Here is a 20,654-nt window from a genome sequence, read left to right as displayed (position 1 = left end):
TAACTGCCTACCGTGGGCGTCCATCGCCGACCTTACTGCAATGTTGCGGGCGGCGCAGACTGTCCAGATAAGGCGACCAGTTCCTCGCGGGCGTAGTCCTTGCTGCCGAACGGGTTGAGAATCTTGCGGTCGAGGCGCGAGGCGTGGCCGGTCGAATGGGTCAGTTCGTGCAGCGCGGTGCGATAATAGTTGATCTGCTCGAAGAACGCGGGTTGCGGCGGAACCTGCACATAATCATGCGCGGGTACATAGAAGGCACGGTTGCCGCCGATGCGGAAATCGACGCCCGATGCGGCAATAACCGCTTCGGCGACGGGCACGATCTGGCGTTCGGGGAGCGGCGCGGGGCCGGCGGCAAGGCCGGGGCGCAAGCCTTCGCATTGCGCGACGTTGAACACGGTGAAGCGTTTGAGGAAGGGCACGGCGCGGGCCTCGTCGCCGGTCAGGCGTGCGCGTTCCTTCTCGGCCTCGGGGGTGAAGCGGTCGGCATAGACAACGGTGGTCCCGCGCTCGCCCTTGCGGACGTTGCCGCCTGCTTCAAGGGCTTGGCGGAAGGTCAGCCACGATTGCGAAGGATAACCGCACTCGATAACCGCGCCCCAGAGAATGAGCACGTTGACGCCGCTGTAATTGCGGCTGGTGAGCGCATTGCGCGGAAGGCCGGGGGCGGCGGAGAAGCCTTGACCATTGGGGCGGCCCCAAGGCTGGACCCAAGGAACGCGGCCCGCCTCAAGTTCGGCAACGATCCGGTTCGTCACCTCGTCGTAAAGATTGGCGCGCTCTGCCGGGGGCTGGCTCCTGCCAGCTTCTCCGCGCGCGCGATGCTTGCCGCTCTGGCGCATGGCTATCCTCCTGCACCGCCCCAAAAACCCCAGGGCCTCCCCCGGAGCGGGGGTGGGCGGCGAACTGCGACCTGCCGGGCGCGGCCAGAAGGCGGTCCGCACCCGCAGGGCCGCAATGCAATGGAGGAGCCGAGCCCGAGCGCAGTCGAGGGCCGGCTTGCGGGACGCCGGGCCGGGCCCAGAAGGGAGCGCCGTCCACCCGTGCGACGAGGGGAAGGCCCAACGAAAAACGCCGCCGCGCCGGTCAGGCGCGGCGACGACAGGCCGGAGCAAGGCTCCGGCATCCCGCCAGTCCGATCATCACCTTTGGCCGGGACGCGCGAAGCGTGGCCCGGTGGAGCTTGGCGAACGGATGTGAGCCTAGCGGAATAGAGCGGCGGTCGCGCCGCAGGCGCGAGGCGCCCAAAAACCCGGATGCGTCAGGTCAGACCCTGCCGTCTTGACGCACTCTCGCCATGGTCGCCTTACGCGACGGTGACGCGGAGGCGAGCACTCGGCCGACTGACCCGCCGCGGATCAACCGTGCAGCGGGGATCCGTGCGAACCGGTGCGAGCGGTCATCGCGGGCAACAGGCTCATCATGGCGGCACTGGCGATGATGATCGCGCCGACCGCCGCGGCGATGCCGGTCGCGGTCGGCCGCGCGCCGCCGAGATGCATCAGGCCGGAGACGACGCTGTGGCCGGCGATCCCGGCGGGCACAGCGAAGAGAAAAGCGACCGCCCCGCGAACTGGAACCGGCAACCGTGACGCGATGAGCATGCGTCCGATCAGCAAGGCCGCGACGCCGACGACGAGGCCGAGAAGCAGGCCGAGCAACAGCCCCAGCTCGCCACCCGCCGCCCACAGAAAGGTGGCCGCACCCAGCCCGACCGGGAGCGCGAAGACGGCGAGCCGGAACATCGCCCAGGCGAAGAGGACGATGCCGGTGGCGGAAAGGATCAGACCGAGCAGCATGACGACCAACTCCATAGCCTCGGAACATAGCAGAAACACGAATCCGCATGAAGCCCGGATCGGTGCTCACTACGGACGGCCTGGCGCAGCCGTCTCGGGCGGCCCTGCGCGTAGCACGACGAACAGCGTGGCCGCGCCGGCTTCGCTCCGGCCGGCAGGGGGCCGGTCGCCGATCGCGAAGAAGATGGCATTGGCGGTACGCGGCGTTGCACTGGCGGCCGCGACAGCCGACTGGGAATTGACGGGCACTCCGGCGACGCTCGCGAGATAGGCGCGGGTCTCGCCGGGCAGCGCGCGGCCGGTCCGCACGTGCTCGGCATAGCGTGCCGGTCCCGCATTATAGGCTGCGAACAGACCGGGATAGCCGAAGCGGTCATACATCAGGCGAAGATAGAGCGTCCCCGCCAATATGTTGTCGCGCGGGCTATGTGGATCGGACCCGAGCCCGAGCCGCGCGCGCATTTCGGACCAGGTGCCGGGCATGAGCTGCATCAGCCCCATCGCGCCGGCGTGGCTGGTGATCGGGCGACCGTCCAGCATCGTGCGTCCGCCGCTCTCGGCGCGCATGACGCGCTCGATCCATTCTACCGGCACGCCGAAACGCGCCGAGGCTGCCTCGATATAAGGCCGCCAGTGAACGACCGACTGCGCGCCAGCCGGCGCCGCCGCTAGCAGCGCCAAGGCGGTGATGGCGACCCTCAGCCCAGCCACAACAGCCGCGCCTCGCCGATGACGTCGCCGCGCGATGTCGGTCCGAAATAACGCCCGTCGAACGAATCCGGGCTGTCCATCAGGAGGAACAGCGCACCGGTTCTCAGTGTCACACATCCGCTCCACCGCGGCATCGGCCGCCCGCGGCCGTCAGCTTCGCGGCGATCAGTGACTGGGCGGCCATTTACGGAGATATCGCGACCACGGGCGCAAACGCGGTCGCCGGGCACGGCCGCGACGCGCTTCACCAAAGGGACGTTGATCGGAATGTAGCGCCGCTCGGCGGCGAGCCGGCGCCAGCGGTCGGGCACGCGGGCCAGCACCATGTCGCCAGCCGCGATGTCGTGACGGCCGCCAACGGCATAGAGGCCGATCGGCGCGCTGGCCGACACGTTCCAGACCAGCCGCGGCGTCGGGGGCAGCGCGATCGTCGCCGTCAGCGCGGCGACGCCAACACTGATCAGCACGGAGGCCCGAACCGGCAGACGGGAGGGTAACAGCCTAGCCATTTCCGCCATCCCGCATGTTCGCGCGCGACCAGGCCTCGATATCGTCGATATGGTAGCGCCAGACGGTGCCGTGTTTCCGGCAGCACGGACCGCGCCGCTCGCGGCGCATCTTCTTGAGCGTGTCCGCTGCGAGGCCGAGATGGAACGCGGCCTGCTTGGTTGTCAGGAACGGGCAATGTTCGCGTGCCCGCCGGGCGCGCTCCGCGGTCGAAGATACAGCTCCACCGTTCACAGCGGGCGGCGCCACCTCGGTCGGTGTTCGTGCGCCGCCGCCTGCTTTGTCGTTCGGATCGTGTGTCATGGATGCAGCGTCTAGTCCGACGAACCCGCGTTACCCGCCGATCAGGCCCGCACGCGCCGCTTCCTGATCCGCGACGTAGGCGTCCAACATGTCCGCCTGACCGGGAAGCAGCGCGTCGATCGCCGGGAGGCCGTCAATATCGTCGCGGTAAAGCAGCACCGATGGGCACTGGCCTTCGACATTACCGAGATTGGGGCGATGCTGGGCATAGCCGATGAGCGCGGCCAGATCGGGATCGAACGCTCGAGCGATGGCGGGCGGGTAGACGAGATACTGATTCTCGAACGTCCGCAGCCATCCGAGGCAATAGGAGGTGATGACCGCGCGGCGCACATGATCGGACTGGTTAGCGCCGGCACCATGCAGGATCGATCCGAGGAACAGCAGCGCGGAGCCGGGTGGCATTTCGGCGGCGACCGGACGTGCATCGCCCGGTTGCGATGCCGCATCGTGATGGCTGCCCGGCCAGACCAGCGTCGCGCCACTCTCCAGCGTGAACGGATCGATCGGCCAGATGACGTTGATCTGATAGTGCATCCCGGTCTTGACGCCGCCCCAGAGATCCTGGTCGCGGTGCGGCACCTGCGCGAGCGCGCCGGGATGGATTTCGATCGCCTGGGTGAGGTTGAGAACGATACGATCGCACCATTCCCCGAGCACCGTTTCGGCGATACCGCAGATGATCGGGTGCAGCACAAGGCCGGCGATATGCCGTGAACGCCGCAACAACGCGCCAAAGCGCTTGGTGCGGGCTCCGTAGAATCCGCCTTCGCAAAAGGGCGTGGCGACGAAGCGCGGTGCGAGTTCGGCTTCGAGCGCGGTGATTAGCTCGGTCGGCACGGCGTTATCGACAATGACATAACCGTCGGCGAGCAGCATCGCGGCTAGGCGGGCGGGGTCGTGCATCGCCATTCCCTTCACGCGGCTCTTGCCGCCGCATCGGGAGTGATCGCACCCGGCACATAGATGCCGTTCGACGCCAGCAGCGCAGGCGTACCGGCGCAGATCTCGATGCGGAACGCTCCAAGGAACGCGCCATCGATGCGGCGCGCGGGGCCGAGCGGCGCTGCGCGCCAGCCCATCGCCAAAACCTCCTCGCGAAAAGCAGCGGTCACGACGCCGGTTAGCATGGTGATTCCGCTGCCGAGCGCATGATCGACCATCGCCGAGATGAGCCGGTTGCGGACACGCAGGCGTCCGGGGGCGCCCAATCGTTGCGGCAGGCAAAGTCGCGTAATCTCGCGAACCTGCTCCCCCCGGGGCGCATCGCACTCGCAGAGCGACGCGAAACGATCGGCGAGCAGATGCGCGCCCTCTGTCGATAGCAGCCGCATCGACCCCTGGTGAATGCAGCCATCGTCGGTGGCGATCAGATAGACCGCCTTGTCGCCGTCATAGCTGTCGATTTCATAGCGGCCGCCGACGACCGGAACATCCCAGCCCAGCAGATCGACGAACAGGGTCTTGCGGTCCTCGAACATCGAGGCGGCGCGCGCATCGGTAAGCGAGCACCCTTGGACAATATGGATCATAGCAGTAGCTCCCGTTCAACGTGAACGGTCGCAAAAGGAGCAGAGATGCGGAGTTCAAACAGTCGTCAATATTGAGGATGCGGCGATCCTACTCAGAAGCGCGGGACGATCTCCTCGATGCAGACGATCCCGCAGGCGAGCGCGATCGCCGGGAGCTGCGCGCGGGAATAGATGCCGAAATGCTCGCGCAGGTCGCGCATGTAGGTGCGCACGGTCGTTGGCGCGATGTGCATCATGATCCCGATCTCGACGTCGCTCTTGCCCATCGCCGCCAAGCGAAAGCATTCGAGCCGCTTTGGGCTGAGATGGGGCAATTCCAGGCGGCGCGCCGGAAAGCCGTGCAAGCGCCGCGCCTCGGTAAAAGCCTCGCTCGCCATCAGCGTCGCGATCCGGCAGATATGCGATGGCGGCAATTGCCCGTCGCGCGTTGCGAACGTACAGCATCCGGGCGGCTCGCCGGCGACGCCAATCGGAACGGTGAGGCCGTTGCGCAGGCCATGACGCGCGGCTTCGCGCACGATGCGCGCCTGCCGCCGCGTGAAGCCGCCCAGCAGTCGCTCCATTTCGTGCCAGCCGAACGCCCGGCTTGTCGAGCGCGCCGCGAGCAAGGCGGGATCGTCGCGGTAATAGCCTTCGGCGACGAAAACGTCGCCCCAGCTCTGGAAATTGTCCATGCGGAAATATCGCCCACCGGGCTGAAAGAAGGCCATGCTCTGGACGATCGCGAGCCATGGGAGGCCGAGCTGGCGTGCGGCGGCCTCGCTGCAACTGAACAGCTCGCGATCACTGTTCGCGCGCCTGGCCTGCTTAATATAGGCATCGAGGTCGCGAAACGGCACCGAGGGGCACTCCTTTCGACGCGCGCGTTGCGGGCGCGTCTATCGGGCGCGTGGTTCCAGCCCACGCGCGTGCAGCCCCCGATGATTTACTTGGTCTTGCTCGGCCGCCCCGTCGGCTTGTGCGGATGGCGCCGGAGCGTCACCGCCGGGCGCGCCAGTATCGCGCCGATTTCCAGTTCGTCGTCCGAAACGATCGAGATCGATATCCGGCCGGACAAGAGATAGACGGCATTGACGCCGAGTGCCTTCGCGAGCCGCTCCATTGCTTTCAGCGTCGGGCTCGACCGGCCATTTTCGATCGCACTCAGATAAGAGCTGCTCGTGCCCGCATCATGGGCGAGCGCTTCTTGCGTGATGCGCATCGCAAGCCGCAATTTCCTGAGATTCAAACTGAAGGACTTCGACGCATCCATAAGGGCGTAAGTTCACGCCCTGCGACCATTACTCCACACTGGATACAGGTTGGAGTTATTATCTATATTATTACGTTTTTACAAATATTTAAATGAGATTCCCGAACAACGCGCACTCAACTCTGATGCGGATTCTCAGGCGCGCCAAAAGACCGCATTCGGACGGTCGAATCGGTCGATGACCGAAGCCCTCACGCCAGGACATTGGCCGTGGCCGCCGCAGTGGAAATCCCATCGGCGTCGTCACATCCGGGGCGAGCATTGATTTCAAGCGCCGAGCGAATCACGATGCGAACAACGTCCCGTGGACACGTCCGCAATCGCCGTTCCGGCGTGGCGTACAGGAATCATCGGATAGTTTGACGTGCCTGTGTGTCGTTGTCTCCTTTGATTTGAATGCAGCGAAGCGGAGCGTCGCATTGGTTCATAGTTATGAAATCACCGTTCGTGTCGGGCCGCTGGCCGCCCACCATGCCAACCGACTACTCGCAACAGTCGGTTCTGGCGGTAATCCCGCAGCGGTCCGGTTTGCTCCAGCCCCGCCGAATTGTACTCGGATCTTCATGATGCAGCGGGATCGGTCCGGGGATCGGTAGTGACGAGCCCGAAAAACGTGGCGCCGGCATTGCCTGAAGGATATTGTCGATCTCCCGATAGACGCCTCGCGCTGCCATATGAGGATGGCGCGCCGCTTCGTCCGGATCAAGCACGGGGGCAAAGCAGGCATCGCTGCCTTCCAGCAGTGCGCGCCATTCTTCCCGTGTCCGCATGGCGAATATCTCGCTAAAACGCTGCTTGAGCTCGGGCCAGGCATCACGATCATAGCCGTCGTCAAAACTGCTATCGCCGGCCAACCCCAGCTTTTTGCAAAGCAGCGCATAGAACTTGGGCTCGAGTGATCCGACTGAGATGAAATTCCCGTCGGCGCACCGATAGGTCGAGTACCAGTGAGGGCCGTCAAGGATGCTGCAGCCGCGTATGCTGGCAACCTGGCCGGCGGCCTTCAGGCTCAGGAGCAAGTTCATCATGTGAGCGCTCCCATCGACGATCGCGGCGTCAACCACTTGCCCATTCCCGGTATCCCGGGCGTGCATTGCCGCTGCGAGGACGCCGATGGCCAAATAAAGCGCTCCACCCCCAATATCGCCTACCAGGCTTGGCGGCGCCATTGGCGGTTCACCAGGATGCCCAGCATACCAAAGGGCTCCTGACAGCGCGATATAGTTGATGTCATGGCCGGCCGCTTGGGCGAGAGGTCCCTGCTGCCCCCAACCCGTCATGCGACCGAATACAAGGCGGGGGTTACGCGCTAGGCAAACCTCGGGACCAAGGCCGAGCCTCTCCATCACCCCAGGCCGCATGCCTTCGATCAGTACATCGCCCCTTTGGACGAGATCCAGGACATGCGCGACGCCTTCGGGGGACTTCAGATCCAAGGCAATTACACGTTTCCCGCGGTTCACAATGGCGCCGCTGCCAAGATCGATATTTTCGGAGTTAGGGCTTACGCGTTCAATGACGACGACATCGGCGCCAAGGTCGGCCAACAGCATTCCGCAAAACGGCGCCGGGCCGATGCCCGCAATTTCGAGTATTTTGAGGCCTGCAAGCGGACCAGTTTTCGTCATTCAGGCATACCTGCGTCTGAGACCTTGGCGCTTTGATCCAGGCCGTTTCGCCGCTCCAGATTTCGAGACGGGTTGCAGTCGTGCTGGGCGGCAGTGTCGAAAGTAAGATTGGCAAAATGACCTTGATTCGCCTAATTCATTCTCTGGAGCAATTATTCCTGTGGGGCATGTCCATGCTCGATTCTCGCCTCAAGCATGCCGTCGCGGTTGGTCAGCTTCGTTCCTTCTCCAGGGCAGCGGATGCGGTTGGTGTCACGCAGTCGGCGGTGACCAAGAGTGTCGCTGAACTCGAACGGTATCTTGGCTATTCCCTTTTCCATCGGACCTCACGGGGCGCGATGCCGACAGAGGAGGGACGCGAATTTATCGATCGCGCAGCGCGCTTGCTTGCCGACGCAGCTGAACTACTCGGAGATACAGCCCGCCGCGCCGACGCCTATGCGGGCCCGCTTCGAATCGGACTGTTCCCAGGGTCAATCGACTGGTTGCTCACCCAACCTCTGGTTTCTTTGCTGCGGCGCCATCCGGCAGTGCGCGTCGAAGTCGTTTCGGGCAACAGCGAAAGGGGCGTGCGACTCCTGTCGCGCGGCGATATCGATGTCGCCTTTGGACTTGAAGCGGCCTTTGCACGCTGGCCGGAATTCAAGTGCGAGCGGGTCGCCTCGATCGAAATACTGCCTTTTGTGCGGAACAATCATCCCATTCTGGGGATAAACCCGACCAGCAAGGAGCCGCTGGTCCAGTTCGAATTCGTAGTGCCCTCATCTTCCGAACCCTACACATCGATCATTCAGCAGATGTACGAAAAAAGCGGTAAGCGTCCCGCTGACTGGATCCACATGACAGACTATTTTCAATTGGTTCGACGGATCGTTGCCACATCCGATGCTATCGGGATGGTTGCAAAACAGTTCACCGAGAACTCATGGTTTCGCGCCAATTTCGTGGCCTTGGAGGGAATCGGTTTATTCGATCCATTGACGCTTTGTTATGCTGTGCGTAGCCGCTGGCAGGTAAAACCGGCTGGCCGTGCGCTCGTCAGCCTTGTTCGTCAGGCATGGCGCACCGCACCATCGGATTAACGGCAAGGGGGCGGGGTGCGATCGGAAATCCGCTGCATCCGTCGCGATCAGCTAGAGCATTTCGCGCAGAAGTGGGAACCGGCTTTCCGGCAGGAAATGCTCTAGCAAATTGATCTTGGGCATTTTCCGAGTTGGCGGGTGATTCCACTCGCCTCGAAAATGGCCTAGAAGCTAATCGCCACTTCTCCGCCGATGACGCGCCCCCTGTTTAGCGGTGAAAGGCTTGCACCCGTGCCCCCGAAGGCCGCCGGCAAAGGTGTATCGCCGCCAATCGTCACCTCATTCAGGAGGTTTCGGCCATAGATGGAGAAGCGCCAGTGCTTGTTGTCGGTCGCCAATGTGAGGCTCGCATCGAGCATATCGGCGCCCTGAAGGAAGCCGACGTTGTTGTCGGTGAATGCCGCCTTGTCGCGATGCGTGAAGCTGACACGCGCCGTTGCTGTCCCCAATTCGCCAAGCTGCTGATCATAAGTCAGCCCCACGCCATAGGTCCATGGCGACAGCCTTGGCAATTTGAGCGCACGATCCACATCGTTGATGACGCCATCACCGCTGAGGTCGAACTGGACGTTGCGATACTGGCCATTCACGTAGCCGAGCTGACCCGAAATCACGAGGTTGGACAAAAGAAAAAACTGCCCCTCGGCCTCGACGCCTTTGATTGTGGCGTCGGCGGTGTTCCGTATGACCTGGCTGACGCCAAGCGGTCCGGGCAGGTTGATCTCGCGCTGCAGGTCCTTCATGCGATTGTAGAAGGCCGCCAGGTTGATCCGGTGGCGCCCGAATTGCTTCTTGGCGCCGAGTTCGAAACTGTCCTGGGTCTCTTGATTGAATGGCCCCGGCGGCACAGCGGGATCGGTGTTGCGCAAATTATATCCGCCGCTGCGGAACCCGCGCGTGTAAAGGCCATAAATCTGCGTGTCGTCATCCGGCTTCCACTGAAGGCCGATTTTCGGCGTAAACCCTCGCCATTTTGCCGCGTCGGCGAAATTGGTTGCACAGATCAGCGTGTCTAGATTGCAACCATTTGCGCGCAAGGCCGAGACCCGAACGGCTTTGCGTTCCCAGCTATACCGCGCGCCGAGATTCAAGGTCAGCGTATCGGTGAAATGCCAGTCGGTCGAAGCAAAAATGCCCCATGTTGTCTGGTCTTGCGTACCCCCACCGGAAACGATCCGAGCACCGCCCAAAAGATTCCGCAGCTAGGCGTAACGAAGATCCTGGGAAAAATAGTATAGACCGGTTGTCAATTCGACGTCACCGAACCTTCCGGCATAACGAAGTTCGTCGCTGAGCTGATCCTGGTCGATTTCGAAAAAGGCATGAAAGAAGGACTGTGGTGTTCCATCGATATCAGCGCCCGCGGAGGATCGGAATTTCCGATAGCCAGCGATGTTGGTGAAGACGCCTCCGCCCAGACCGACATCGATGTTGGTTTCCACGATCGCCTGGTCCCATTTGGCATCATAGAAACCTGGGAAATTGATCGAAAACCTGAAGCTGTCGCGGGGAAACAGCGCGTGACTCTGGACAGGGGCTCCATCGCTTTCGACATCGCCATGCTCATAGCGGAGATCCATTCGGAAGCGGTCGCCACCCTTGAGCGAAAGTGCCGGGCGAATGATAAGGTCATGTGATTTACCGAAGCTGCGATTGTCGAAGCGGTTGCGAAACCAGCCATTGTCGTCGCTGTAGTAGACGGCCAATTTGGCAGCCAAAACGTCATCGACGATAGGTCCGGTAACCGTGCCGCTTACGGTCTTCTTCAGTCCCGTTTCAATGGATAGCTTGGCTTTGGCTCCAAAATCGAAGCTGGGCCGTGTGGTCCGCACAACCACGGCACCGCCGGTAACGTTGCGACCGAAAAGCAAGCCTTGCGGTCCACGCAGAACTTCGATCCCCTCAAGGTCGAAGTTGTCCAGCACGACACCAGCGTTGATGCCGAGGTAAATACCGTCAGTGAAAACGCCTACGGTGGGGTCGATCGATGGGATCGTGCTGTTGATGCCGAGGCCCCGGATAGTGAAATTGGCATAGCCCGGTGCCGTACCCACATCCTCGAGCTGGACGTTGGGAACGTCGTAGCTCAGACTTTGAAGATTCTGGACGAACTTGGCATCCAACTGCGCTTCACCAAAAGCCGTGACCGCCATCGGTACTTTCTGCACGCTTTCGCCATAGCCCTTTTTGGTGGCGGTAACGACAATGTCCTCAGCCAGCGCTTCCGTGGCGCTCCCGGTTTGGTCGTTCGCCTGGGGCGTTGCTTCCTGGGCAAATGCTGTTCCCGAGCACAACAACGCGGCAGACGCCAATAGACATCCTCTCATGGCTGATCCTCTCTTCCCAGGAGATATTGTGTAGTTCATGCCGTTTGGCGGCATTTGAGGGCCGTCGTCCAATTCAATTCGCTGCAGAACTATTCCTGCTGCTCATCGATATCTGGCGGCGGCACGACGCCATCGGCAGCCCGACGGCCGCTCAAAAATATCATGGTAATTCATTGGGTTGATTACGCTCTCAGCGCCCGTTCTACCGCCTCAAGGCTGTCATTCAGCCCGAGCGGGTGCTCGGCATCCGTGAAGTCGACAATTCTACCCCAGTGCCGGGCGACATCATCGAGCGTGAACGCCCTGTCCGCTCCGAAGGCGTGCCCAAGCGCGCGCTCCCACCTAAGCTTGGCGATATAGCCGGCTCCAACTTCAAAAAGCCCTTTGGTTTCGCTGCAATTCTCGTGCGCAAGCCAACCGACCAATGGACTGATCGCTTCCGCTCTGAGATTGGCGAGAAACTCTTGTGGAAAGGCGGTCGCGGTCATACGCGATGCGGCGATTGGGGCGATCGTATTAACCTGGATGTTTCTGGACCGCCCCTCCTCCGCCAGCGCGTTCGCAAGCCCCAATATTCCGAGCTTGGCTGCGGCATAGTTGGCCTGACCGAAGTTGCCGTAGATTGCGGCTGCAGACGTGGTCATGACGATGCGGCCATAGCCCTTGTCGCGCAGTATCGGCCATGCTGCCTGCGTCACTGCCCGCGTCCCATTCAGATGGACCCGCTGAAGCAGTGTCCAGTCTTCGTCGGTCATTTTGTGGAAGCTCACATCGCGCAGGATGCCGGCATTGTTGATGACGACGTCAACGGTTCCGAAGTTGTCAAGCGCGGCTTGGATGATCAGCGCGCCCTCCTCGACCGACGCATAATTTGCCACCGCCTGACCGCCCGTGGCTCGAATTTCGTCGACCACATTGTCAGCGGCTGTGGAGCAGCTGCCGCTCCCTTTCTCGTCGCCACCCAGATCATTCACCACCACCTTGGCTCCGCGCCCGCCAAACATCAGCGCGTACTGGCGCCCAAGTCCGCCTCCGGCTCCGGTCACAACCACTACCCTGCCATCGAAACGAAGCTCTTCGTCCATCGCTTGTCTGCCTCTTTTACCTGAGCGACGCATCTGCGCATTTGATCCTGTGCGAGTCAGGCACGCGGCTCCATTTCCGTCGACGCTGTCGTTTTCGTCTGAGCCTTACCGAAAGGCTTGAATGCCGGTCAGGGCGCGCGAAACAACAAGCTTTTGAATCTCCGTCGTGCCATCGGGGATGGGGCAAATGATCGCCTCACGCACCAGCCGCTCGACGATGAATTCGCGGGTGACGCCGTTGCCGCCATGGATCTGAAGCGCATCGCGCGTCGCTTCGATCGCCATTTCGGTGGCGTACCACTTGGCCATCGAGCATTCCGTCTCTGCGCGCGTGCCCGCCTGGACGAGGGATATTGCCCGGTGCGTCAACAGACGGGCTGCGTCGATCTTGGTCGCCATGATGGCGATCTTGTCGGCGATCAGCTGATGGCCGGCGATCTTCTTGCCATGCTGCGCGCGATCGCGAGCGTACGCGATCGCCTCATCCATTGCTCGCCGTGCGATGCCGATACTCCACATCGCCATATGGCAGCGGGCAATCTCGAACACTTGCAACGTATTGCGCAATCCATCGCCGACCCGGCCGATCGTGTTTGCCACCGGTACGCGGCATTCGGTCAGGAATATCTGTGCAGTCGATTGGCCGTTGAGCGCCATCTTCTGGATATCGCGCACCTCATACTCACTCTCGTCACGATCGACCAGGATGTGAGTGACTTCATTTTCGCCAGTCTTGCACGTACAGATGAAGATGTCCGAGTAGGCTCCGTTGGTGATCCAGGTCTTTTCGCCATTGATGACCCAGAAATCGCCGTCTCGTACGGCGCGTGTCTTGATGGCGGCGACGTCCGAGCCGACATCGGGCTCCGAGATGCCGAGCGAAACGAACTTCTCGGCCGCGACGAGGTCGGCAAGATAGCGTTGCTTGATCGTCTCCGGGGCGAAGCGGCGGATGAGTTCTGCGCCAACCGCGTTGATGAAGCCGGGTATGGCCACATCGAGCGAGGAATAGGCGATCTCCTCGAAAATGAGCAGATGAGTGAGCCATCCCATATCAAGCCCGCCCCATTGCTCCTGATGCGGTGCGGTAATATGGCCATAGCCGGTCAGTGCTTGAGTCCATTCCTTCATGAGCGGTTTGGGGATGAACCGCTCCCCATGCCGGCGGATTTCCGGCTCAAGCTTGTTGTCGAGAAAGCGGCGGACGGTTTCCACCGCCATGCGTTGTTCATCGGACAGCTCAAAGTTCATATCGTGACCCCGTGTTTCCCTAGGCGCGCTCTGACAACTACCGGCCCAGGATCGTGACGGCGACCACCGCCTCTTCCACCCCGATGACACCTCCGCCGTTCTGCGCGATCGCGAACCGGGCATTCGGAACCTGTCGATCTTCCGCCTCGCCGCGCAATTGCAGCGCAAGCTCGTAGATTTGGCCGAGCCCGGTGGCGCCGATCGGATGTCCCTTGCATTCAAGCCCGCCCGACGTGTTTACCGGAATACGCCCACCCAGCGCCGTCTCACCGCGCTCTGCCGCGAGTCCGCCCTCGCCAGGCGGCGTCAGGCCGAGCGCCTCGATTTCAATGATCTCGCCAACCGCCGTGGCGTCATGCACCTCCGCGACGCCAATATCTTCTGGCCCCACGCCGGCCATCGCATAGGCCCGGTTCGCCGCAAGGCGGCTGACATGGTGGTCATAATCAAAGGGATCGCGCGCGGCGCCGGTTTGCAGCACAGACGCCAGGATTCTTAGCGCCCTGTCCGGGGCTGCCGACAGTTTGCGCCGACCGGCTTCGCTGCAGATGATCGCAGCGGCGGCGCCGTCGCTGATCGGAGAGCACATCGGCAGTGTGAACGGGTAAACGATCGGAGGCGCAGCGAGTACACTTTCGACGGTATATGGGAGGCGATACTGGGCAAGCAGATTGCGCGTCGAATGCATGTGATTTTTCGCCGAGACGGCCGCGATTTGCGCTTGCGTCGAGCCGTAGGTCTTCATGTGCGCGCGTGCCATCGCGGCGTATACATCCATGAAAACGCTGTAAGGCTGACTCGATGTCGTTCCTTCCGGAACATCGACGCCATTGCCCATGGCCAGCAGCTGCGCGCGGCCCGACTCGGTTTCATGCACGTCCCAAGCGCCATCGAATGCACTGAACATGAGCGCCTTGTCGGGCGAGTACATCTTCTCCGCGCCGAGCGCGAGTACGACATCCGCTGCCCCCGATCGAACATAGGCGGCGGCCATGTGCAAGGCCGTGGAAGCCGTCGCACATGCGTTTTCGACATTCACCACGGGAACGCTTGAGATGCCCATCGCTCGCGCCACGATTTCGCCGCGGATCATGTCCTGGCCCTCCATATGCCCCTGGACGCAATTGCCGAAGAAGATGGCTTCGACATCGCCGGCGGTGCATCCTGCGTCGGAAAAGGCCTGCGACGAAGCTTCGGCGCAGAGCATTTTCAGGCTCTTGTCGAACTGTTTTCCGAACGGGGTCATCCCAACCCCCATGACGAATATGTCGGTCATTCGTTGATCCATTCTTCCAATGTGTTCCGCATCCGATCAGGTCTCACCGGTCGGAAAAATCGGGCTTCCGCTTCTCCCGGAATGCCGCCAGTCCTTCGACAATGTCGTTGGACAAGGCGTAAGCAGCCATGGCTTCGAGTTCCTGACGCAGCCCGACTTCGAGCGAGCTATCCTGCGCAGCGCGGACTAGCTGCTTCATGTAGGCGAGCCCTGGCCGGCTCTTTTCTGCAAGAGATTCTACCAGCGCTTGCGCTGCCGCAATGAGATCCTCGGGAGCAACCAGTTGGGTCACGAGTCCGGCTTCCTTCATCTCGGCAGCCGAGATGGTCCCGCCGGTCATCATCAGATGTTTCGCACGCGCTTCGCCGATCTTCCTAGGGAGTCGAACCGACCCTCCACCGCCGGGCAACAGGCCGTAATTTGCATGGGCGTCGCCAAATCTGGCCGGGTGCGCGGCAATGACGAGATCACAACACAACACCAGTTCCAAGCCGCCGGCGAGCGTAAGGCCGTTGACCGCCGCAATTATCGGAAGGCGCGACGTCTCGATCCTGTTAAAAGCCTGACCGAGCCGCGGCAGAAACAGATTTAAGCGTTCGGCGAGAGTTTGTCCGCCTGTTCCATCGCCAATTGCGAGCAGATCCGCGCCAGCGCAAAACGCCCGTCCGGCGCCGGTAAGAATGCAAGCGCGCACCGTCGCATCTGCTTCCGCTGCCTCGATCGCTGCGGCTAGTTCCTCGGCCAAAGCCAACGACAGACTGTTCAACGCTGCCGGCCGGTTGAGGGTCACCCAAAGCGCTGGGCCGCGTTGCTCAACCAGGATGTATTCATAATCCATTGCAGTCTCCCGCGCGCCGGCAGGCGGTCACCGGAATAGAGGATGTGGCTAGGATGGCTGCGTCGGTCATGCCCCCGAAATGCGCCGGTCCTGGCCCGCCCAATAGGGCTCTCGAAGCTTTGAACGAAGCACCTTTCCGACATTGCTCAACGGCAGTGGCTCGGCGGTAAAAACGACCTTGCTTGGCTTTTTTGCGGAGCCCAGACGCTGGCGCACCAAATCTATTATCTCGGTCTCCGTGATTTGTGCTCCGGGCTTGACACGCACCATTGCAAGCGGCGTTTCACCCCATTTTTCATGGGGCACGCCAAAGACCGCGACCTCGAGTACACCGGGATGGTCGGCAATTACGTTTTCGATTTCGGTGGGATAGATATTGAAGCCGCCTGACACGATCATGTCGTTGTTGCGATCGAGCAGATACAAAAATCCGTTTGTGTCGATCATGCCGACATCGCCGGTTTTGACCCAGCCATCTTCCATGCGCCGGGCGGTTTCCTCCGGATCGTTCCAGAATTCCTCCATCTGGCCATTTTCGAACCGTGCGACGATCTCGCCGGGCTCGTTTGGTCCCAGCACCTTTCCGTCCTCGTTACGGATTTCGATATCGGCGCCGCTCATGGGACGTCCGACCGCCCGAATTGGGGCAGAACCTTCAAATTCGCCGAACCACTCGTTGGGCCCCATAGACGCGATGGGCAGGATTTCGGTCTGTCCATAGCCCGAATGAAGAACATGATTCCCGAATATCTGGCACGACTTGCGAAGCGTCGGCTCGGAGATCGGCGCTGAAGCACTCAGCAGAAACTTCAAATTCGGAAAGTGGCGGCCATATGCCCCGTCGTGATGCACTATGGCATTGAGCATGGTGGGGGCTACAAAGGCATGGCTGATCCGTTCCTGCTCGAGAGTGTCAAGAAAGGACGCTGGATCGAAGCCGTCCATCATCACGTTGCGGGCGCCGCAATACCAGGCCGGCACGAACAGGAAGCCCGATGCATGGGACAACGGGCCGACATGCAGAATGGCATCCCCTGGAGCCACTTGGGGGCCGATGCTGAAAAATGCGGCGGAGATCGTCATCCATGAACGGTGCCGATAGGCAACGCCCTTGGGTTTGCCCGTCGTGCCGCCGGTGTGGCGGATGACACAATAGTCCTCCGGCGCGACGACGGGATCGGGATCCCGGTCCGAGGCTGTCGCCAACCAATTCTCATAGTTGTGATCGCGGATAATGATCCGCTCAAGCGTCGGAGCTTGGGCATCCAGCCCCGCCAACTCCGAAGCCAATGCCTCATCGACCAGCGCCAACCGAGATCCGGTACTCGCGATCATATGGGCGTGCGCTTCACATCGGTTGCGCGCATAGAGAGGAACACGCGTATAGTTTCCAATGGCAGCCGCCAGTATGATGTCGGCGGCCTCGATGGAGTTCTTCTCCAGCGTAGCAATCCGGTCACCCGGTTGAAGGCCGCACTCCGCAAGAGCATTTGCGAGCTTCACGCCGCGCAACCAGGCTTCCGAGAAAGTCAACCGCCTGTGGCCGTGAACGAGAGCCTCTTGCTGGGCGAAATAACGTGCGGCGCGACGTATTTGCGTACGGACGTCCATCAGCCGCGCTCCTCTAAGGCGCTCGCCCACAATGGCGCAGTCGACACATAATAAACTGACATGCGATAGGCCTCTCCGGACTTCTTTTCGTAAGCATCTGTGTCTGCAGCATTGATCCAATCGTCCAATTCAATATTCTGCGATGCTATTCTTGCTGCTCATATTATCGTGCCGGATCATGTCGGCGGCTTTCTCGCCGATCATGATGCAGGTTGCATTGGTGTTGCCGTTGACGACTGATGGCATGATCGAGGCATCGGCCACGCGGATATTTGCGAGGCCGTGAACGCGCAGGCGGTTGTCGACCACCGCCATCTCGTCGGTGCCCATCTTGCATGTTCCCACCGGATGATAAGCATGATTGGCTTCTGCCCGGATATAGGCGTCGATCTCTTCATCAGTTTCAAGGTAGCGGTCAGGATAGAGAGGCCGTTTCATCATCGCCTTCATGCGATCCGAATGCAGGATCTCCTGCACGACACGGAAGGCATTGCGCAACGTCTTGAGGTCGTCGGGATGACTCAAGAGATTGAGGTCCATCTTGGGATCGGATTCGGGGTTTGAGTCATGTAAGGCAACCCAGCCGCGGCTCTTTGGGCGCCCAATATTGAGAATGATCGTATAGCCCCATTTCGTCATCAGCTTGTAGTCGCGCGCATGGTCGCGATAGGCGAGCGGCACGACATGGACCTGGCAATCCGCCCGGTTCTGCCCCGGCGCGGATCGCAAGAAACCGCCTGCAGCCGTGGGCGGCGATGCCAGCCAGCTTTTCCTTTGCGTGAGATACTGGAATAGGTCTCGCACGGTCTTGATCGCGCCAACGACATTGAGTGCGATCCCGAGCCGCTTCTTCGACTGGTAGACCAGCATCAGGTCAGGATGGTCGTGAAGATTCTGGCCGACACCGGGAATATCATGAATCACTTCGATTCCATGCTTCTCCAACTCATCACGCGGTCCGATACCGGAAAGCATCAACAGTTGGGGCGAATTATAGGCGCCGCCGCTGACAATGACTTCCTTTTCGCACGGGATCGTCTTCAACTGCCCGTCCTGGGAATACTCGACTGCCACCGCGCGGTTGCCCTCAAACCTGATACGATGGACGCGGGCATGTACTTCGACGCGGAGGTTGCCGCGCCTGCCCATCACCGGATCAAGGTAACACGCCTTCACGCTGGCGCGCTTCCCGTCCTTCACGGTAAACTGATAGATGCCGACACCTTCCTGGCTGGCCCCATTGAAGTCCGGATTGGCTTGATGGTCCAGTCCAGTCGCCGCCTCGATGAAAGCATCATAGACATCGAATTCGCGCTTGCCGTTGGATACGTGAAGCGGTCCCGACGAGCCGTGAAACTCATCCTCACCGCGCTCATTATTCTCAGCCTTGCGGAAATAGGGCAGGACATCGTTGTAACCCCAGCCGTCGTTGCCGAGTTCGGCCCAGTGGTCGAAATCCGACCGGTCGCCGCGGATATAGACCATCCCGTTCATACCGCTCGATCCACCCAGCATCTTCCCGCGCGGATTGTAGAGGCGGCGGTCGTTGAGCGCCTTTGAAGGGTCGGTGTTGAACCGCCAGTTGAGCGTATTGATCCGATAGTCTTGGATCAGCGCCGCAAAAGCGCCGGGCGTGGACACAAGCGGCGAGGTGCCTGGGCCGCCTGCCTCGAGCAGGCAAACGGTGACATCGGGGTCCTCGGACAACCGGCTGGCGATAACGCCGCCCGACGACCCACCTCCAATAATTACATAGTCAGCCATTTGCTTCCCTTGTCATTCGACCCATGCTGGCGACCCGGCGTCATGCAACATGCCAGCATCAACCGCCGCAGCCACGTCAGAGGATCTTTTCGAAGATGTTGAGTAGTCCTTCGGTCTTGCTCGAATAGGGTGGCAGAAGTTGACCAAGCAGGCTGAGTTTCGGCTGAGAGAACACCGGCTTGTAATGAGTGAAGCGCTCGAAACTGGCGACGCCGGTATAGGCACCGATGCCGCTCTGTCCGATGCCACCGAAAGGCAGCCGGCGCTGGAAGACGTGCATGACCGTGCCGTTGAGAGTCACGCCGCCAGCGTGCGTTTCGGAAATGATCTTGCGCCGTTCCTCACTTTCGTCGCCAAAATAATAGAGCGCCAGCGGGCGCTCATGCCGGTTTACGTAGCGAATGAGATCGTCTTCGGAGCGATATGGCATGATCGGCAGGATCGGTCCGAAAATCTCCTCCTGCATCATCGCCATGTCATCGGTAACGTCGAGAACCGCCAACGGCACGATCCGATGCCGTTCAGGAAGCGTTCCATCGCCGTTGTCCGAGAGGTTGAGCACCGTCGCGCCCTTGGCTTCGGCATCATCGAGCAAACCTTGGAGCCGCGCGAACTGTCGGTCATTGATGATACTGGTGAAATCGGGGTTGCTTGCCGCGTTGGGGTAGCATTTGGCAACCTGAGCGCGGAGTGCGGCGACGAAGCTTTCCATCTGATCGACATGGACGAAGGCATAGTCAGCGGCGATGCAGGTCTGGCCGGCGTTGAGCAGCTTGCCGAACACTAAGCTTTCACAGACTTGTGCAAGCGATGCACCCTTGCCCACGATGGCAGGGCATTTGCCGCCAAGTTCCAGAGTAACAGGTGTAAGGTTGGCAGCCGCCGCTTCATAGACTTTGCGGCCAACCGCGGGTGAACCGGTGAAGAGAATATGGTCGAAAGGTAGGGCCGTCATCGCCTGTGCCATGTCGGGCCCGCCCTGGACAATCGCGAATTCCTCTTCGGCGAAATACCGGCGCACAAGCCGCTCGCTGGCTTCGGCGGCGTTGGCGGAAACTTCGCTCGGCTTTGCGATCACGCGGTTGCCGGCCGCCAATGCACCGGCCGCGCCAACGAATATGGTGCCGAGCGGATAGTTCCACGTGCCGAGAACGCCCACCACACCTAGGGGCTGGGGGACCAGGCGCGATGAACCGGGAAGGCCGAAGATGTCAGTCTTCACCCGCCGCGGCCTCAGCCACGTCTTCAGATTGCGGCGCGCAAATTTAATTTCCGATATGCCAAGCATCAGGTCGAGCAGGATAGTCTCGTAGCGGGATCGAATGCCGAAATCGGCGGCAACGGCATCGACCAATTCGTCTCTGTGCTGCTCAAATATCCGGCCAAGGCGCCCGAGCAGGTCCATGCGTTCTTCGTAGCTGCGCGAAACCTGCTCACGCGTCCCTTCGCGTTGGGTCGCGAAAATTCGTTCCAGCTCAGTTCTGTTCCAAGACGCATCCACGTTAAATCGTCCGGAGGCGCGCCGGCCGCTCGGCGCTGCTCGCCTGGGCGGTGCTTTCAGCTGCGCCGATCTCAGTGATCGCAGCGCGCTCGATTCTGTACGCCGTGCCGATGAATGAGGGACCGTTGCCGGTGGAACGCATCATGGATACTCCTCGGTCTGAAAGTCAGGTCGAAAAATCGGGGGC

At 61.1% G+C, this 20,654-nt stretch carries 20 protein-coding genes and 1 pseudogene; 1 reads left to right on the top strand and 20 read right to left on the bottom strand.

The window, feature by feature from the left end:
• Positions 1 to 56 precede the first annotated feature (56 nt).
• From AC1Q5P_RS03605 to AC1Q5P_RS03560, 10 genes and pseudogenes are all read right to left on the bottom strand, one after another.
• Positions 57 to 842, bottom strand: a pseudogene (locus AC1Q5P_RS03605) (ArdC family protein); the annotation flags it as partial.
• A gap of 516 nt (positions 843 to 1,358) precedes the next feature.
• Positions 1,359 to 1,799 (bottom strand): hypothetical protein, encoded by a 441-nt coding sequence (locus tag AC1Q5P_RS03600; protein ID WP_137775485.1) that lies wholly within the window; start codon positions 1,797 to 1,799, stop codon positions 1,359 to 1,361.
• Between the two features lie 69 nt (positions 1,800 to 1,868).
• Positions 1,869 to 2,510, bottom strand: a complete 642-nt coding sequence (locus tag AC1Q5P_RS03595) for a lytic transglycosylase domain-containing protein (RefSeq protein WP_058454896.1) — start codon at positions 2,508 to 2,510, stop codon at positions 1,869 to 1,871.
• A complete protein-coding gene (locus AC1Q5P_RS03590; RefSeq protein WP_058454897.1) occupies positions 2,498 to 3,019 on the bottom strand; it encodes a S26 family signal peptidase in 522 nt (173 codons plus the stop codon). The genes AC1Q5P_RS03595 and AC1Q5P_RS03590 overlap by 13 nt, the downstream gene beginning before the upstream one ends.
• Entirely contained in the window at positions 3,012 to 3,320 is a 309-nt protein-coding gene (locus tag AC1Q5P_RS03585) for a helix-turn-helix domain-containing protein (RefSeq protein ID WP_082657684.1), read from the bottom strand. The genes AC1Q5P_RS03590 and AC1Q5P_RS03585 overlap by 8 nt, the downstream gene beginning before the upstream one ends.
• Before the next feature lie 30 nt (positions 3,321 to 3,350).
• A complete protein-coding gene (locus tag AC1Q5P_RS03580) occupies positions 3,351 to 4,232 on the bottom strand; it encodes a phytanoyl-CoA dioxygenase family protein (protein ID WP_082731460.1) in 882 nt (293 codons plus the stop codon).
• 5 nt (positions 4,233 to 4,237) lie between these two features.
• Positions 4,238 to 4,852, bottom strand: a complete 615-nt coding sequence (locus tag AC1Q5P_RS03575) for an acyl-homoserine-lactone synthase (RefSeq protein WP_058454899.1) — start codon at positions 4,850 to 4,852, stop codon at positions 4,238 to 4,240.
• 92 nt (positions 4,853 to 4,944) lie between these two features.
• Positions 4,945 to 5,691: a LuxR family transcriptional regulator gene (locus AC1Q5P_RS03570; RefSeq protein ID WP_066113774.1), complete on the bottom strand. Its 747-nt coding sequence runs from the start codon at positions 5,689 to 5,691 to the stop codon at positions 4,945 to 4,947.
• Between the two features lie 86 nt (positions 5,692 to 5,777).
• Positions 5,778 to 6,104, bottom strand: coding sequence for a helix-turn-helix domain-containing protein (locus AC1Q5P_RS03565; protein WP_017499963.1), 327 nt, complete (start codon positions 6,102 to 6,104; stop codon positions 5,778 to 5,780).
• A gap of 482 nt (positions 6,105 to 6,586) precedes the next feature.
• Complete coding sequence (locus AC1Q5P_RS03560; RefSeq protein WP_041685272.1) at positions 6,587 to 7,732, bottom strand: CaiB/BaiF CoA transferase family protein; 1,146 nt, start codon at positions 7,730 to 7,732, stop codon at positions 6,587 to 6,589.
• Between the two features lie 32 nt (positions 7,733 to 7,764).
• Between AC1Q5P_RS03560 and AC1Q5P_RS03555 the strand changes: the two genes are divergently transcribed.
• Positions 7,765 to 8,814 carry a LysR family transcriptional regulator gene (locus AC1Q5P_RS03555; protein WP_011415069.1) on the top strand — a complete coding sequence of 350 codons (1,050 nt, stop codon included), beginning with the start codon at positions 7,765 to 7,767 and terminating at the stop codon, positions 8,812 to 8,814.
• A 164-nt stretch (positions 8,815 to 8,978) separates the two neighbouring features.
• On the opposite strand, the gene AC1Q5P_RS03550 is transcribed toward AC1Q5P_RS03555, so the two are convergent.
• The 10 genes from AC1Q5P_RS03550 to AC1Q5P_RS03505 form a co-directional block, all read right to left on the bottom strand.
• Positions 8,979 to 10,004, bottom strand: coding sequence for a TonB-dependent receptor (locus AC1Q5P_RS03550; RefSeq protein WP_230959507.1), 1,026 nt, complete (start codon positions 10,002 to 10,004; stop codon positions 8,979 to 8,981).
• 12 nt (positions 10,005 to 10,016) lie between these two features.
• The gene (locus AC1Q5P_RS03545; RefSeq protein ID WP_492518145.1) at positions 10,017 to 11,126 is read right to left on the bottom strand and encodes a TonB-dependent receptor plug domain-containing protein; all 1,110 of its coding nucleotides are present in this window, start codon (positions 11,124 to 11,126) and stop codon (positions 10,017 to 10,019) included.
• 197 nt (positions 11,127 to 11,323) lie between these two features.
• Positions 11,324 to 12,226, bottom strand: coding sequence for an SDR family oxidoreductase (locus tag AC1Q5P_RS03540; RefSeq protein WP_054525393.1), 903 nt, complete (start codon positions 12,224 to 12,226; stop codon positions 11,324 to 11,326).
• 105 nt (positions 12,227 to 12,331) lie between these two features.
• On the bottom strand, positions 12,332 to 13,477 hold the full coding sequence (locus tag AC1Q5P_RS03535; protein ID WP_011415064.1) for an acyl-CoA dehydrogenase family protein: 1,146 nt from the start codon (positions 13,475 to 13,477) through the stop codon (positions 12,332 to 12,334).
• Positions 13,478 to 13,514: 37 nt separating this feature from the next.
• Positions 13,515 to 14,753: a thiolase family protein gene (locus AC1Q5P_RS03530; RefSeq protein WP_011415063.1), complete on the bottom strand. Its 1,239-nt coding sequence runs from the start codon at positions 14,751 to 14,753 to the stop codon at positions 13,515 to 13,517.
• A gap of 43 nt (positions 14,754 to 14,796) precedes the next feature.
• Entirely contained in the window at positions 14,797 to 15,591 is a 795-nt protein-coding gene (locus AC1Q5P_RS03525) for an enoyl-CoA hydratase/isomerase family protein (RefSeq protein ID WP_054525391.1), read from the bottom strand.
• A 66-nt stretch (positions 15,592 to 15,657) separates the two neighbouring features.
• Positions 15,658 to 17,202 (bottom strand): class I adenylate-forming enzyme family protein, encoded by a 1,545-nt coding sequence (locus AC1Q5P_RS03520; RefSeq protein WP_026108915.1) that lies wholly within the window; start codon positions 17,200 to 17,202, stop codon positions 15,658 to 15,660.
• Positions 17,203 to 17,331: 129 nt separating this feature from the next.
• On the bottom strand, positions 17,332 to 18,966 hold the full coding sequence (locus tag AC1Q5P_RS03515; protein WP_082657348.1) for a GMC family oxidoreductase: 1,635 nt from the start codon (positions 18,964 to 18,966) through the stop codon (positions 17,332 to 17,334).
• Positions 18,967 to 19,042: 76 nt separating this feature from the next.
• Positions 19,043 to 20,467, bottom strand: coding sequence for an aldehyde dehydrogenase family protein (locus AC1Q5P_RS03510; RefSeq protein ID WP_067678632.1), 1,425 nt, complete (start codon positions 20,465 to 20,467; stop codon positions 19,043 to 19,045).
• Between the two features lies 1 nt (position 20,468).
• On the bottom strand, positions 20,469 to 20,612 hold the full coding sequence (locus AC1Q5P_RS03505) for a hypothetical protein (RefSeq protein ID WP_011415058.1): 144 nt from the start codon (positions 20,610 to 20,612) through the stop codon (positions 20,469 to 20,471).
• Between the last annotated feature and the right edge of the window lie 42 nt (positions 20,613 to 20,654).

The sequence above is a fragment of the Novosphingobium sp. GW835-FHT14H07 genome (genome assembly GCF_058793515.1).
The sequence above is the reverse complement of the archived record's forward strand: the minus strand, read 5'-3'. Positions and strand labels throughout refer to the sequence as shown.

Excerpts from the sequence above, each read along its gene's own strand:
- AC1Q5P_RS03575 (WP_058454899.1), bottom strand. The coding sequence starts at position 4,852 with ATGATCCATATTGTCCAAGGGTGCTCGCTTACCGATGCGCGCGCCGCC.
- AC1Q5P_RS03600 (WP_137775485.1), bottom strand. The coding sequence starts at position 1,799 with ATGCTGCTCGGTCTGATCCTTTCCGCCACCGGCATCGTCCTCTTCGCC.
- AC1Q5P_RS03580 (WP_082731460.1), bottom strand. The coding sequence starts at position 4,232 with ATGGCGATGCACGACCCCGCCCGCCTAGCCGCGATGCTGCTCGCCGAC.
- AC1Q5P_RS03535 (WP_011415064.1), bottom strand. The coding sequence starts at position 13,477 with ATGAACTTTGAGCTGTCCGATGAACAACGCATGGCGGTGGAAACCGTC.
- AC1Q5P_RS03520 (WP_026108915.1), bottom strand. The coding sequence starts at position 17,202 with ATGGACGTCCGTACGCAAATACGTCGCGCCGCACGTTATTTCGCCCAG.
- AC1Q5P_RS03515 (WP_082657348.1), bottom strand. The coding sequence starts at position 18,966 with ATGGCTGACTATGTAATTATTGGAGGTGGGTCGTCGGGCGGCGTTATC.
- AC1Q5P_RS03560 (WP_041685272.1), bottom strand. The coding sequence starts at position 7,732 with ATGACGAAAACTGGTCCGCTTGCAGGCCTCAAAATACTCGAAATTGCG.
- AC1Q5P_RS03590 (WP_058454897.1), bottom strand. The coding sequence starts at position 3,019 with ATGGCTAGGCTGTTACCCTCCCGTCTGCCGGTTCGGGCCTCCGTGCTG.
- AC1Q5P_RS03585 (WP_082657684.1), bottom strand. The coding sequence starts at position 3,320 with ATGACACACGATCCGAACGACAAAGCAGGCGGCGGCGCACGAACACCG.
- AC1Q5P_RS03565 (WP_017499963.1), bottom strand. The coding sequence starts at position 6,104 with ATGGATGCGTCGAAGTCCTTCAGTTTGAATCTCAGGAAATTGCGGCTT.
- AC1Q5P_RS03525 (WP_054525391.1), bottom strand. The coding sequence starts at position 15,591 with ATGGATTATGAATACATCCTGGTTGAGCAACGCGGCCCAGCGCTTTGG.
- AC1Q5P_RS03530 (WP_011415063.1), bottom strand. The coding sequence starts at position 14,753 with ATGACCGACATATTCGTCATGGGGGTTGGGATGACCCCGTTCGGAAAA.
- AC1Q5P_RS03540 (WP_054525393.1), bottom strand. The coding sequence starts at position 12,226 with ATGGACGAAGAGCTTCGTTTCGATGGCAGGGTAGTGGTTGTGACCGGA.
- AC1Q5P_RS03505 (WP_011415058.1), bottom strand. The coding sequence starts at position 20,612 with ATGATGCGTTCCACCGGCAACGGTCCCTCATTCATCGGCACGGCGTAC.